Genomic DNA, 13,693 nt, shown 5'->3' with positions numbered 1-13,693 from the left:
CTCGCGGGCGCGGGCGGCGGCCGCCTCGACGTCCCCGGCGGCGCGGAGGTTGACGACCGCGGTGGCGTCGGCGAGGGCGTGGTGGGCGAGCGCACCGTGGTCGCCGGGCCGGCGGGCCTCGAGGACGTCGAGCACCCGGGCGTGCGCGCGCCCCCGGCGCAGGGCCGGGACGTCGGCGTGCAGGACCTCGCGGACGAGGTCGTGGTCGAAGCGCACGGTGTCCGGGCCGGTCTCGACGACGAGACCCGCGGCCGCGGCCGACTCCAGCGCGTCGAGGACGCGGTCCAGCTCGCCCGCCTCGAGCTCGACGAGCACGCCGACGTCGACGTCGCGACCCAGGACGGCGGCCTGCCGCAGCACCGCGCCGGTGGCGGCGGGCAGCGCCGCGACCCGGCGGCGCAGGACGTCGCGGACGCCGGCGGGCACGGTGTGCTCGGGGTCGCCGCCCGCGGCCCACCAGCGCGCGAGCTCGCGGACGAACAGCGGGTTGCCGCCGGTGCGGTCCTCCAGGCGCGGGGTGGCGCCGGCGTCGAGCTCGGCGAGCCCGCCGTGGCGCGCGACGAGCGCGGCGCACGCGGCCGGGTCGAGGCCGGCCAGCTCGAGGCGCTCGCCGGTGACGCCGACGAGCGCGGCGATCGCGGCGTCGAGGTCCTCGTCGGACTCGACCGGCCGGTAGGCCCCGACGACGAGCACCCGCCGCACCGCCTCGCCGGCCACGGCCCGCAGCAGGCGGGCGGTGGCGTCGTCGCCGCGGTGCAGGTCGTCGAGCACGACGAGCACGGGACGCTCGCGGGTCGCGTCGCGCAGGGCGGCGACGAGCGCGCGCCCGGTGTGGAAGGTGTCCGGGGACGTCTCCGTGCCGAGCGCGGCGCCGACCTCGGTCCACGCCCAGGCGGGCGGGGCGCCGTCGACCTCGGGGCAGCGGCCGCGCACGGTGCGCCAGCCGTCGGCGGCGAGCTCGTCCGCGAGGGCGTCGAGCAGCGTCGACTTGCCGGCGCCGGGCTCGCCGGCGACCAGGGCCAGCTCGCCGGGGCTGCCGCCGGCACGCTCCGCGGCGGCGCGCAGGCGCGCGAGCTCGGTGTCGCGACCGAGGAGGTCGTGGCGGGGCCTGCTCACGGGCGTGGCCGGTTCCGGGTCCAGCTCCGGATCCTGCGCGAGCAGCGCGGTCTCGAGGCGGCGCAGGGCGGGCGAGGGGTCGAGGCCGAGGTCGTCGGCGAGCCGGCGGCGGGTCGCCGCGAGCAGCGCCAGCGCGTCGGCCTGCCGTCCCTCGCGGTAGCGGGCGCGGGCCAGCAGCAGCACGGCCTCCTCGTCGAGCGGGGCGTCCGCGACGCGCGCGACGAGCCGCCGGGCGGCCCTGGCGGGGTCGCCGGTGGCGAGCTCCGCGGCGGCCAGGCGGCGGGTCAGGTCGGCGCGCAGGGCCTCGAGGTGGGTGACGGTGGGCGCGGCCCAGGCCTCGTCGGCGAACTCGCCGAGCACCGGGCCCTGCCACGCCGCCAGGGCGCGGGCGAGCAGGTCGCGCGCGGTCGCGGGGTCGTCGGTGTCCGCGGCGCGGGCCGCGAGGGCGGCGACGGCGGCGGTGTCCAGGCCCTCGCCGGCCCGCAGCGCGTAGCCCGGCGGCTCGCTGACCAGCACCGTCGCCGCCGCGCGCGGGGCCCGGTCGGGCTCGAGCAGCCGGCGCAGGTGAGAGACGTGGGCCTGCAGCGCGGCCAGGGCGCGGGGCGGCGGCTCGCCGCGCCAGAGGTCGTCGACGAGCCGGTCGGTGGACACCGTCGCGCCCGCCTCGACGGCGAGGCGGGCGAGCACGGCGCGGCGCAGCGGGCCCCCGAGGTCGACCTCCGCGCCGTCGACCAGGACGCGGACGGGCCCGAGGACCCGCACCTCGACCCGTGGCACGCCTTGATCCTAAGCACTTGCCGTGACGCCAAGTCGTTCGCAAGAGCGCCGCCACAGACTCACGCTGCGCCATCTCGAGAACCACGAACGGAGCAGCCATCATGACCACCGCCGTCCCCACCCGCCAGAACGACCTCCTCGGCATCACCCTCGGTCACCGCGCGATGTGCGCCGACACGCGTCGCCTGGCCGACCTGGCCGCGGGGATCGTCACGGGCGACGAGCGCGTGGACCGGGCCCGCGGCGTCGCCCTCGCCCGCTGGATCGGCCGGGTCGCCGACGAGATCCACCACCACCACGAGGCCGAGGACGACGTGCTCTGGCCGGTCCTCGAGCGCTGGGCCGGCGACCGCGTCGACCTCGCGGCCCTGACCGACGACCACGCCGCCCTGGACCCGCTGCTCGCGGAGGTGCGCGCGGCGGCGGAGGCCGTGGCGCTGCTGCCGGCCGACGACGTCCCGGGCCACCCGGCCGCGGTCACCCTCGCCCGCCGCCTCGGAACCCTGGCCGACCTGCTCGCCGAGCACATCGCCGAGGAGGAGCGCGACCTCTTCCCGATCATCCTGGCCCACGTCCCGCAGTCCGAGTGGCACGCCGTCGAGGCGGCCGTGCGCGACCGCGGCGGCGACATGCCCTTCGTGCTGCCGCGGGTCGCCGCCGCCGCGACCCCGGAGCAGCTGGCCGACCTGCGCCGCGCGGCCGGCCCGGTGCTCATGGTGCTGCTCCCGGTCACCCGCTGGCGCCTGCGCCGGGCGGAGAAGCTGGTCTTCGGGGGTGGCTCCGCCTTGTGAGCAGAAATCAGTGCTCCGGCACGCTCTTCTGCTCACCTGCCGAAGGCACCTCACCGGTGGGCGTCGACGGCCCAGAGCGGCGACACCGGGCCGACGCCGGCGCCGAGGGGGTAGGACTCGGCGACGGCGCGGCGGATGTAGCGCTCGGCCGACGCCACCGCGTCGGGCATCGCCAGGCCCCGGGCCAGCGCGGCGCAGGTCGCGCTCGCCAGGGCGTCACCGGCGCCGTGGACGTTCGGGGTGTCGATGCGGGGCCCACCGAACTCGGTGAACTCCTCGCCGTCGAAGAGCAGGTCGACCACCTCGGGCGAGCCGCGCAGGTGCCCGCCCTTGACCAGCACGTACTGCGGGCCCATCGCGTGCAGGGCCTTCGCGGCCTCACGCGCGGTGCCGGCGTCGGTGACGGTGACGCCGGCGAGCAGGCGGACCTCGTCGAGGTTCGGCGTCGCCAGCGCCGCGCGGGGGAACAGCCGCGTGCGGATCGCCTCCATGGCGTCCTCGGCGAGCAGCGGGTCGCCGGCCATCGACGCCGCGACGGGGTCGACGACGAACGGGACGAGCTCGGGACCCCGCCCGATCCCCACCTCGTCGACGACGTCCGCGACCGCGTCGATGATCTCCCGGGACGCCAGCATCCCGGTCTTGGCCGCGCCCACCCCGATGTCGGTGACCACGGCCCGGACCTGCGCGGCGACCGTGCCGGCCGGCACGAGGTGGACCCCGGAGACGCCCAGCGAGTTCTGCACGGTCACCGCCGTCACCGCGACGCAGCCGTGCACCCCGCAGGCCGTCATCGCGCGCAGGTCGGCCTCCAGCCCGGCGGCCCCGCCGGAGTCGGAGCCGGCGATCGTCAGCGCGCGCGGTGGGGTCTCGGCCATCGCGACATCATCGCTGCCGCTCCCAGTCCGCCACCGACCACAGGGCCGAGACGGGGCCGTGGCCGGCGCCGAGCGGGTAGGCGTGGTCGACGGCGCGGGTGATGTACGCCTTGCCCAGCGCGACCGCGTCGGGCAGGGCCATGCCGCGCGCGAGCCCGGCCGTGACCGCCGACGCCAGGGAGTCGCCGCCGCCGTGGCTGTGCTTGGTCTCCCGGCGCGGCGACGAGAACACGTGCTCGCTCCCGTCGGCGGTGAGCAGCAGGTCGACGACCTCGGGCGAGCCCTCGAGGTGCCCGCCCTTGACCAGCGCCGCGCCCGCCCCCAGCCCCACCAGCAAGCGAGCGGCCTCGCGGGCGCCGTCGGTGTCGGTGACGTCGACGCCCACGAGCAGGCGGACCTCGTCGAGGTTGGGCGTCACGAGCGTCGCGCGCGGGATCAGCTCGTCCCGCAGCGTGCCCAGGGCGTCGTCGGCCAGCAGCGGGTGGCCGTGCATCGACGCCGCGACGGGGTCGACGACGAACGGCACGCGCGTGCCCAGCCCCACCTCGTCGGCGGCGGCCACGACCGCGCGGATGATCTCGGTCGAGGCGAGCATGCCGGTCTTCGCCGCGTCGATGCCCATGTCGCCCGCGACGGTGCGGATCTGGTCGGCCACCACGTCGGGCGGGATCGCGTGGAACCCCGAGACGCCGACCGAGTTCTGCACGGTCACCGCCGCGACGGCCACGGCGCCGTGCACCCCGCAGGCAGTGAACGCCCGCACGTCGGCGGTGATGCCGGCGCCGCCGCCGGAGTCGGTGCCGGCGATGGCCAGGGCGACCGGCGGGCTGGCTGCGTCCACGGTGGCCTCCACGAGCGGGCGGGTGCCCGGCGACCGCCGGACGCTAACGACGCGCGGCGGCGGCCAGCAACCCGCGCTCGGCCTCCACCTGGGCCCGCCACGGCCCCGTGTCCCCGACGACGTCCGCCGCCCGCGCCAGGTGCGCCGCGACGGCGTCGTCGGGGTGGCCGAGCACGCCGGCCAGGCGCGCGAGCACGAGGTCGATCGGGGCGAAGGCCAGGATGCCGGTGACCGACATGCCCCACCGCCCGGCCGACGGCGCGAGCGCGGCGTAAGCCTCGCCGGCCCGCTCCCGGTCGGCCAGCCGCGCCGCGACCAGGCCCTGCACGGTGAGCAGCCCGCCCCAGCTCCAGTCGCGCGGCACGGGGAGGCGCTGCGCCCACACCGCCCGCGCCTCGTCCTCGCGGCCGCCGTCGAGCAGCGCGAGGGCCAGCAGGTCGTGCACGTAGTGCGGGAACGCGGCGTCGATCTCCCGCAGCGCCCCCAGCAGCGGCGACGTGTCCCCGCGCGCCATCGCGAGCGTGAACCGGGCGACCTGCACGAGCACCACCGCGTGCGGCACCCCCGCCGCCGCGAGGCGCCGGCCCTCCTCGGCGTAGGTGTGCTCGGCCGCGTCGGTGCGCCCGGCGGTCAGCGCGAGCATCGCGTCGTGGAGGCCGACGAAGGCCAGGGTCATCTCCAGCTGCCCGTCGGTGGCCGCGGCGAGCGCGGCGTCGGCCTGGCGGCGGGCCTCGGCCAGGTCGTCGCGCACGACGGCGGCGCAGAACAGCAGGTGGTGGGCCTCGGCGCGCTGGTCGGCGTGGCCGCCGTCGCGGGCGACGGCGAGCATCTCGCGGCCCACCGGCTCGATGGTGTCCCACCACTCGGGCTGGGAGTTGACGAGGAACGCCGTGTTGAGCGCGCTGCACCGCAGCCGCGTGTGGCCCAGCGCGCGGGCCCGCTCGAGGGCCTCGGCGGCGACGGCGGCGGCCCGCTCGGGCTGGAGGAACTCGACCTCGCGGGCCAGGGCGAGCAGGAGCCGCACGCGGGTCTCGTCGTCGGCGCGCCAGCCGTCCGGCCGGGCGGGGTCGAGCAGCTCGTCGAGCAGCGGCGCCATCCGCCCGCCGGTGCCGCGGACGGGCCACGGCATCGGGGCGTCGAGGCTGGTCAGGGCCCGGGCGACGAGCCCGGGGTCGCCGACGGCGCGGGCCGCGGCGACGGCGGTCGCCCGCTCGGCGTGGGCGGTCTCGCCGGCCCCGGACGCGGCCAGCGCGGCCACGAGGGCGCACCGCAGGACCACGACGTCGGCGCCCCCGGTGCCGCCGAGCGCGGCCAGCCCGCCGCGGCACAGCGCCACCGCCGCCCGGAACGCGCCGCGGGCCATCGTCGCGGCGGCGGCCGCGGTGACGTGGGCCAGCACCCGGTCGGGCGCGCCTACGTCACCCGCGGCGAGGGCGTGGCGCGCGAGCTCGGCGGGCCCGGCGCCGTGGCGCTCGAGGACCTCGAGGATGCGGGCGTGGCGCCGGGCCCGGCGCAGCCGCGGGACCTCGTCGGCGACGACCTCCCGCCACAGGTCGTGGGTGAAGCGCACCGACCGCGCGCCGTCGGCCTCGACGAGCACGCCCGCCGCGACGGCCGACTCGAGCCCGTCGAGGACCTCGTCCTCCGCGTCGTCCCCGACCGCGTCGGCACCGCCCCCGGCGGCGTGCACGGCCACGACGACGTCGACGTCCGCCGCCCGCCCGAGCAGGGCGACGTGCGCGAGCACCGCGCGCGAGCGTCCGGGCAGGTCGCGCAGCCGGCGGCGCAGCACGTCGCGCACCCCGGCCGGGACCGCGCGCCCCTCGCCGGGGGAGCCCGCCGCGAGACGGGCGACCTCGCGGACGAACAGCGGGTTGCCGCCGGTGCGGTCGGCGACGGCCGCGGCGGCCGCCGCGTCGGTGCGCAGCCCGTGCCGAGCCAGCAGCGCCCCGACCGCGTCGGCGTCGAGGCCGCCGAGCGCCAGCCGGTCGGCGACGACCGTCGCCAGCGCCGCCCACGTGGCCTCCAGCGCCGCGACGTCCTCCTCCGGCCGGTGGGTGGCGACGACGAGCAGCCGCGACCCCGCGCCCGTCGCCACCATGCGCAGCAGGCGCAGGGTCTCGTCGTCGGCGCGGTGGAGGTCGTCGAGGGTGACGAGCACGGGTGCGGCGCCGTCGAGGGCGTCGAGGACCGCGCGGCCGCGGGCGAACGGGGTGTCGGGCTCGTCGCCGGTGCCGGTCAGCTCCCGCAGGACCTCGGTCCACGCCCAGGCCGGGGGCGCGCCGTCGACCTCGGGGCAGCGTCCGCGGCTGACGGTCCAGCCGTCCCCGGCGCGCCGCGCGGCCAGGGCGTCGACCAGCGTCGTCTTGCCCGATCCGGCCTCCCCGGCGACGAGGACCAGCTCCACCGCCCCCGCCGCCACGCGCGCCGACGCGGCGTCGAGGCGGGCGAGCTCGGCGTCGCGGCCGAGGGGGACCTCGACCGCCGGCGCGGCCTCGCGGCGCGCCGGGGGCAGCGGCGGCGGGGACGCCAGGACCGCGGCCTCGAGCCGGCCCAGGGCGGGCCCGGGGTCGAGGCCGAGCTCGTCGCGCAGGCGGGCGCGGGTGCCGCGCAGCAGGTCGAGGGCCTCGGCGGTGCGCCCGCCGCGGTGCAGGGCGGTGGCCAGCAGGCGGACGCCCTCCTCGCGCAGCGGGTGCGCGCGGACGTGCCCCTCGAGGGCCGGGACGACGTCGAGGTGCCCGCCCAGCTCGAGCTCGGCGGCGGCGAGGCGCTCCCGGGCCGTCAGGTGCAGCTCGTCGAGCCGCGCGGCCTCGGCCCGGGCCCAGTGCAGGTGGAGGAACTCCGCGTAGGCCGGGCCGCGGAACAGGGCCAGCGCCTCGCGCAGGGTGGCCGCGGCCGCCGCCGGCGGCTCCTCGCGGGCGCGGTCCACGAGGGCCGTCGCGCGGGCGGCGTCGAGGGCCGCCGGCCCGTCGAGGCGCAGGGCGTAGCCGGGCGGGGCGGAGACGAGGACGCGGGCGGGGGTGCGCGGGGCCCGGCCCGGCTCGAGGGCCCGGCGCAGGTGGGAGACGTGGGCCTGCAGGACCCCGAGGGCGCCGCGGGTGGGCTCGCCCTCGGCGAGGTCCTCGAGCAGCCGGTCGGTGGGGACGACCTGGCCCGCGGCCAGCGCGAGCCGAGCCAGCACCGCGCGGCGTGCCGGCCCGCCGAGGTCCGCCGGCGCCCCGTCGACCGTCGCGCGCAGCGGGCCCAGCACACCGATCGCGACCGGCGGTCGGCCCTCCTCCACGTGATCCAGGGTAGGTGCCTCCGTCCGCCGGGGCAGGGCGGTCAGTGTCCGGTCAGTGCTCGGTCAGCTCCGACGGCACCGCGAGCACGTCCACCATCGCGTGGCCGCGCAGCACCGTCACCGGCATCGTGCGCCCGATCGACGTCGCGAACAGCCGTCGCTGCAGGCCCTGGGCATCGCTGACCGGCTCGCGGTCGGCGGAGACCACGAGGTCGCCGGCGTGCAGCCCGGCCCGCGCCGCGGGGCTGCCGGGCACGACCTCGGCCACCCGCAGCCCCTTCGGCCGGCCCAGGCGGTCGGCGACGTCCGCGGGCAGCGGGGCCGGGGCGCCGATGAGGCCCAGGTAGCCGCGCCGCACGCGCCCCTCGGCGCGCAGGGTGTCCAGGATGCGGCGGGTGGTCGCCGTGATCGGGACGGCGAGCCCGAGGCCGACGCCGGCGACCGCGGTGTTGATCCCCACGACCCGGCCGGAGGCGTCGACCAGGGCGCCGCCGGAGTTGCCGGGGTTGAGCGCCGCGTCGGTCTGGATGACGTCCTCGACGACGCGGCTGGCCGTGCCGCTGCGCACCGGCAGCGCCCGGCCCAGGCCGCTGACGACCCCGGCCGTCACCGAGCCGGCCAGGCCCAGCGGGTTGCCGACCGCCACCACCAGCTGCCCGACCACCAGCCGCCCGGCGTCGCCCAGCTCCAGCGGGGGCGGGGTGGGGTCGGGCGTCACGAGGACGGCGAGGTCGGAGAGCGGGTCGGTGCCGCGCACCGTCACCCGCCCCTCGGTGCCGTCGGCGTAGGCCACGGACCCGTCGCGGTTCCCGCCGACCACGTGCGCGTTGGTGACGAGCACCCCGTGGTCGACGACCACCGCCGACCCGCTGCCCCGCCCCGCCCGCACCGCGGCGACCGACGGACCCACGTCCGCCGCGACCGTGCTGACGGTGCGGGAGTAGGCGTCGAGCTCGTCCATGCCTCCTGCTTACACCGTTGCAGCGGCAGCGTGCGGCCCGTCCGCTGTCGGCGGAACGGGCGTGCGGGACCTTTCCGGGCGCGTGCGTCGTCGAACGACCGTCAGCCCCGGCGAGAGGACCCCGTGATGGACGAGTACACGCCGATCGACGACGACGGCGACGGGGTGGTCGAGACCCACCACGGCGACCGCGACGACGACGGCGTCGTCGACGTCATCTGGCTGGACCGGGACCTCGACGGCAGCGTGGACGCGGTCGTCGCCGACGAGGACGGCAACGGCGTGTTCGAGACGGCGGGACTCGACGAGGACCGGGACGGCTACCTCGAGACGGCCGCCGTCGACGCCGACCAGGACGGCGTGTTCGAGCGGGGCGGTGTCGACGCGGACCGCGACGGCGTCCCGGACCCGGTGCGGGGGACCGGGGGGACCGGCGGGACCGGCGGGACCGGCGGGACCGACGCGGGCGCCACCGACCGCATCCTCGACGCCGGCGGCGTCGACGCGGCTGCGCTGGTGGGCACCCTCCAGCCGGCCGGGGTGGACGTCCGGTACGACACCCGGGCGAACGCGACCGTCTACACCTCCGACGACGGCAGCCGGCACGACACCCAGCGGGAGGCGGCCGACGACAGTCGTCGTGGCGGCCGCCGGGCGCCCTGAGGCCCGTGCCGCCGGTCGCTCAGTAGCCGAACGGGTCGGGGTCGACGCCCGGCATCCACGCGTGGCCCGGCTCGCCCCAGCCGTGGTCGCGGACGGCGCGGCGGGCCGCGCGCTTGTTCCGGCCCACGAGGCGGTCGAGGTAGAGGTGGCCGTCGAGGTGGTCGGTCTCGTGCTGCAGGCAGCGGGCGAGGTAGCCGGTGCCGGTGACGACGACCTCGGTCCCGTCGACGTCGGTGCCGCGCACCTCGGCGTGCTCGGCGCGACCGGTCGGGAACGACTCGCCGGGCACCGAGAGGCAGCCCTCGTGGTCGTCGTCGGGGTCGGGCATCGTCTGCGGCGCCGGATCGGCGGTGAGCACGGGGTTGACCACCACCCCGCGGCGGCGCTCGCCGCCCTGCTCCGGGTCCGGGCAGTCGAACACGAAGACGCGCCGGTCGTCGCCGATCTGGTTGGCGGCCAGGCCGACGCCGTTGGCGGCGTCCATGGTCTCGAAGAGGTCGTCGACGAGCGTGCGCAGCGCGTCGGACCCGATCTCCTCGGGCGTGACCGGGCGGGTGGGCCGGTGCAGCACGGGCTCCCCGACGATGAGGATGGGCCTGACGGTCACGCGCGCACCGTAGTGCCCGCCCGCCACCCGGACGCGACGCCTCGAGCCACCGCGCTGTCGGGGTGCCGTGCTGTAATGGAGGGGCCCGAATGACAGATGTGTCATTCGGTCGGCGGGACCCCCTGGTGGGCAGCGTGGCAGGAGGCGAGGAGCGTGGCGGACGCCGTTCGGGTGCAGCCCCCGCAGGACGAGCCGGCGGACGGGCTCGACCGGCGCGATCGCGAGATCCTGGCGTTCGAGCGCCAGTGGTGGAAGTACGCGGGTGCCAAGGAGCAGGCGATCCGCGAGCTGTTCGACATGTCGGCCACCCGCTACTACCAGGTGCTCAACGCCCTGGTCGACCGGCCGGAGGCCCTCGCCGCCGACCCGATGCTCGTGAAACGCCTGAGGCGCCTGAGGCAGAGCCGGCAGCGGGCCCGTGCGGCGCGTCGCCTCGGAGTGGAGCCTCGTTAGTGGTCTCCTGACCCACGAGGCGACATCCGTCGCATCGCGGGAAGCGGGCGACGGCCCGCTGAGGGGAGCAGGACATGACTGGGCCCGGGTCCGCCGACGCCTCACGCATGCGCATCGCGGGCATCGTCCTGCTCGCCGTCGCGGGCGTCGCCGCCGTGGTCGGCCTGCTGGCCCTCGGTGGTGAGAGTTCGTCCAGCCCCACCGCCGCGCCCGCGAGCCCGACCGCCCAGCCCCTGCCGGGCGCGGTCAGCTCGCCGGCCCCCGCGCCGCCGAACCAGGCCGCGGCGCCGCCGGTCGGCGTGCCGCCGGGCGGCCCGGCCGTGCCCCCCGGCGGTGGTCTCGCGCCGGGCGGGACGGGTCCGGCCCCGGCCGGCGGCCCCGCCGTCGGGGCCCCGATCGTCCCCGGCGGGGGAGCGGGTGGCGGGGGAGCCGGCGGGGGTGCCTCCGGTGGCGGCTCCGGTGGCGGCGGTGGCGCCGGCGTGAACCAGGCCGTCGAGGTGCGGGTGTTCAACAACTCGACCATCCAGGGCCTCGCCGACCGCGCCGCCGGCCAGATGCGCGACCGCGGCTGGAACGTCGTCGAGGTCGGCAACTACCCCAGCGGCGTCATCCCCGAGAGCACCGTCTACTACCGCCCGGGCACCGGCGAGGAGGGCGCGGCCGACGCCATCGCCGGCCAGTTCGGCCTGCGCTCGATGCCGCGCTTCGACGGCATCCAGGGCGCCTCGCCGGGCGTGATCGTCATCGCGACGAACAACTGGGGCGCGAACCAGGGCTGACCGCCCTGCTCCAGCCCTAGCCCTGCTCGGCGTACGCCTCGAGCTCGGCCAGCTGGCGCGGGTCCAGCGACGGGCGGACGGCGTCGCGGGCGGTGGCGAGGTCGCTCGCGGACACCTCGGTCGACTCCAGCGACGCCCGCATCGCGGTGAGCGCCGCCTCCCGGACGAGCGCGGCGCAGTCGGCGGCCGAGTAGCGATCGAGGTCCTGGGCCAGGGCGTCGAGGTCGACGTCGTCGGCCAGGGGCGTGTCGCGGGCCGCGGCGCGCAGGATGTCCGCCCGCGCGGCGGCGTCGGGCGGCGGCACGTAGACGCGCCGCTCGAGGCGGCCGGGCCGCAGCAGGGCGGGGTCGATGAGCTCGGGACGGTTGGTCGCCCCCAGCACGACGACGTCGCGCAGCGGCTCCGCCCCGTCGAGCTCGGTGAGCAGCGCAGCGACGACGCGGTCGGCCACGCCGGCGTCGGTCGACCCGCCGCGCCGCGGCGCGAGGGCGTCGATCTCGTCGAGGAACACCAGCGCCGGCGCCGCCGCGGCCGCCCGCCGGAACAGCGCCCGGACCGCGCGCTCGGACTCGCCGACGTACTTGTCGAGCACCTCTGCGCCCTTGACCACGAAGACGTTCAGCGCGCCCGTGCCGGCCAGGGCCCGCACGAGGAACGTCTTGCCGCACCCCGGCGGCCCGTAGAGCAGGACGCCGCGCGGCGGGTCGACGCCGAGGCGCGCGAACGAGTCGGGGTAGCGCAGCGGCCAGAGCACGGTCTCGGTGAGCGCCTGCTTGGTCTCGACCATGTCGCCGACCCGCTCCAGGGTCAGCCCGCCGGACGACAGCGTCTGCGACCCCGACGACAGCGACGCCGGGCGCACCGACGACACGGCGCCGAGGAGGTCGTCGGTGGTGAGGGTGGGGTCCTCGTCGGACGACCCGGCCCGCAGCGCGGCCCGCACCGCCGCCTCGCGCCGCAGCGCGACGAGGTCACCGGCCACGAAGCCGGGCGTCCGCGCGCCGACGGTCGCCAGGTCGACGTCCTTGGCCAGCGGCACCCCGCGCAGCAGCACCCGCAGGAGCTCGGCGCGGTCGCGGTCCCCGGGGGCGGGGAGGGTGAGCTCGCGGTCGACGAGGTCGGCGCCGCGGATGCGCGGGTCGAGCGCCTCGGCCCGTCCGGAGGTGACGACCAGCGCCACGCCCGGCGTCGTCGCCGCGCGGCGCAGGGCCTCGAGCACGATCGTCGACAGCGGTGGCGGGTCCGCGGCGGGCAGCAGCACCTCCGCGTCCGTCACCAGCAGCACCCCGGGCGCCGACGACGTGGCGTCGTCGACGGCCTCGCGCACCCGGGCGGCCGCGGCGCCGGCCTCGATGGCCGCGGCGCCGGGACCGTCGAGCCGCACCACCCGCGCCTCCGCGTCGGCCGCGACCGCACGCACCAGTGTCGTCTTGCCGACGCCCTCCGGCCCGCTGACCAGCACCCCCAGGTGCGGCGCGGCCCCCAGGCGCTCGAGCAGCTCCGGGCGGCGGAACACGAGGTCGAACCACTCGCCGAGGCGGCGGGCGGCGTCGGCCTGCCCGACGAGATCCGCGACGGCGACGGTCGGCTCCTCGACGGGCCCGGGCTCGGCCGGCGCCCCGGTCGGCCCGGCCGGGGCCGCGGGGCCCGAGGTCCGGGTCGCCGCCGCGGGCTGCGGGGCGAGCGCCGGCGCCTGCGTGCTCGCTCCGTTGCGCCAGCGCACGACGGTCGTCGGCCCGACCGCGAGCGCGGCGCCCGGGTCGGCGGCGGCGGGGTCGGCGGCGGTGACGGTGACGAGCTCGGTGGTCCAGGTCCCGCCGAGCGCGGCCGCGAGACCCCGGCGCGCGCCCGCGGCGTCGGCCCCCGGCACGGGGGCGAGGTCCTGGGGCAGCAGGGAGAGCGTGTCGCCGGGCAGCAGGACCTTGCCCATCAGCGCCAGGCGCAGCGTCTCCGGCGCGAGGGCCGCGGTGGCCAGGCGTGACCCGGCCAGCTCGACCTGCCGCGCCACGGCCACCGGCGCGGCGGCGACGCCGACGGTGGAGCCGTCGACGATCCCCGCGTTGATCATCGTGGTCTCGTCGAGCACCGCGGTGCCCGGGCCGGCGGGGTCGGCGGCCGGCGCGACGAGGGCGGCCGTGGTGCGCGCGCCCGTGACCCGCACCGCGTCCCACGGTTGCAGGCCCAGCGCGGTGAACACCTCGGGGTGCAGGCGCACGACCCCGCGGCGCGCGTCACCGGCGGACGTGCCCAGCCGCGCGAGGAGCTCGACCCCGGTCGGTGCGCTCACGGGCGGTCGTCCCGCTGCCGGCGCAGGCCGAGCCGCCGCGACTCGCGGGGACGCCGGCCGTCACCGGGACGGTCCGAGGGGCGGCGCCCGTTGCGGCCGCGCTCGTCGTCGCCCGGCGCCACGGGCGGGCCCATCGGGGCGGTGGGGTCGCCGTCGCGGCGCTCGTCGCGGTCGCGGCCGATGTTGCGGGCCGCGCTGCCGGCCCGGGCCGCGCCGCCGGCGACCCGGACGGCGTCGGCGTCGGTGTCGAGGTCGAA

General features: G+C 78.7%; 12 protein-coding genes. 4 read left to right on the top strand and 8 right to left on the bottom strand.

The genetic code is table 11. From position 1 onward, the window contains the following. A partial coding sequence (locus ABD994_RS30210) for an ATP-binding protein (protein WP_345425060.1) occupies positions 1-1,893 on the bottom strand: 1,893 nt, incomplete at its 3' end. A gap of 101 nt (positions 1,894-1,994) precedes the next feature. Here ABD994_RS30210 and ABD994_RS30205 point away from each other — a divergent pair. Further along, complete coding sequence (locus ABD994_RS30205; protein ID WP_345425057.1) at positions 1,995-2,684, top strand: hemerythrin domain-containing protein; 690 nt, start codon at positions 1,995-1,997, stop codon at positions 2,682-2,684. A gap of 50 nt (positions 2,685-2,734) precedes the next feature. Here ABD994_RS30205 and thiD (ABD994_RS30200) read toward each other — a convergent pair whose 3' ends face one another. The 4 genes from thiD (ABD994_RS30200) to ABD994_RS30185 are packed head-to-tail and all read right to left on the bottom strand — an operon-like array spanning position 2,735 to position 8,647. Further along, the gene (thiD, locus tag ABD994_RS30200; protein ID WP_345425054.1) at positions 2,735-3,562 is read right to left on the bottom strand and encodes a bifunctional hydroxymethylpyrimidine kinase/phosphomethylpyrimidine kinase; all 828 of its coding nucleotides are present in this window, start codon (positions 3,560-3,562) and stop codon (positions 2,735-2,737) included. 7 nt (positions 3,563-3,569) lie between these two features. Further along, the gene (gene thiD / locus ABD994_RS30195; RefSeq protein ID WP_345425052.1) at positions 3,570-4,403 is read right to left on the bottom strand and encodes a bifunctional hydroxymethylpyrimidine kinase/phosphomethylpyrimidine kinase; all 834 of its coding nucleotides are present in this window, start codon (positions 4,401-4,403) and stop codon (positions 3,570-3,572) included. A 43-nt stretch (positions 4,404-4,446) separates the two neighbouring features. Further along, positions 4,447-7,686, bottom strand: a complete 3,240-nt coding sequence (locus ABD994_RS30190; protein WP_345425050.1) for an ATP-binding protein — start codon at positions 7,684-7,686, stop codon at positions 4,447-4,449. A 52-nt stretch (positions 7,687-7,738) separates the two neighbouring features. After that, on the bottom strand, positions 7,739-8,647 hold the full coding sequence (locus ABD994_RS30185) for a S1C family serine protease (RefSeq protein WP_345425048.1): 909 nt from the start codon (positions 8,645-8,647) through the stop codon (positions 7,739-7,741). 126 nt (positions 8,648-8,773) lie between these two features. Between ABD994_RS30185 and ABD994_RS30180 the strand changes: the two genes are divergently transcribed. Beyond that, positions 8,774-9,310, top strand: a complete 537-nt coding sequence (locus ABD994_RS30180; protein ID WP_345425045.1) for a hypothetical protein — start codon at positions 8,774-8,776, stop codon at positions 9,308-9,310. A gap of 19 nt (positions 9,311-9,329) precedes the next feature. Here ABD994_RS30180 and ABD994_RS30175 read toward each other — a convergent pair whose 3' ends face one another. After that, positions 9,330-9,917: a peptide deformylase gene (locus ABD994_RS30175; protein WP_345425042.1), complete on the bottom strand. Its 588-nt coding sequence runs from the start codon at positions 9,915-9,917 to the stop codon at positions 9,330-9,332. A 153-nt stretch (positions 9,918-10,070) separates the two neighbouring features. On the opposite strand from ABD994_RS30175, the gene napA reads away from it, so the two are divergent. Next, complete coding sequence (napA, locus tag ABD994_RS30170) at positions 10,071-10,370, top strand: nucleoid-associated protein NapA (RefSeq protein ID WP_345425039.1); 300 nt, start codon at positions 10,071-10,073, stop codon at positions 10,368-10,370. Between the two features lie 74 nt (positions 10,371-10,444). Continuing rightward, positions 10,445-11,149 (top strand): LytR C-terminal domain-containing protein, encoded by a 705-nt coding sequence (locus ABD994_RS30165; protein WP_345425036.1) that lies wholly within the window; start codon positions 10,445-10,447, stop codon positions 11,147-11,149. Between the two features lie 16 nt (positions 11,150-11,165). Here ABD994_RS30165 and ABD994_RS30160 read toward each other — a convergent pair whose 3' ends face one another. Both ABD994_RS30160 and ABD994_RS30155 read right to left on the bottom strand, forming a co-directional pair. After that, positions 11,166-13,436 (bottom strand): AAA family ATPase, encoded by a 2,271-nt coding sequence (locus ABD994_RS30160; RefSeq protein WP_345425033.1) that lies wholly within the window; start codon positions 13,434-13,436, stop codon positions 11,166-11,168. Then, on the bottom strand, positions 13,433-13,693 hold a 261-nt coding region (locus ABD994_RS30155), incomplete at its 5' end, for a hypothetical protein (protein WP_345425030.1). The genes ABD994_RS30155 and ABD994_RS30160, both read right to left, overlap by 4 nt.

The organism is Actinomycetospora chlora (assembly GCF_039542135.1).
Taxonomy (GTDB): domain Bacteria; phylum Actinomycetota; class Actinomycetes; order Mycobacteriales; family Pseudonocardiaceae; genus Actinomycetospora; species Actinomycetospora chlora.
Note: the sequence above shows the minus strand (reverse complement) of the source record. Positions and strands in the feature narration are given on the sequence as shown.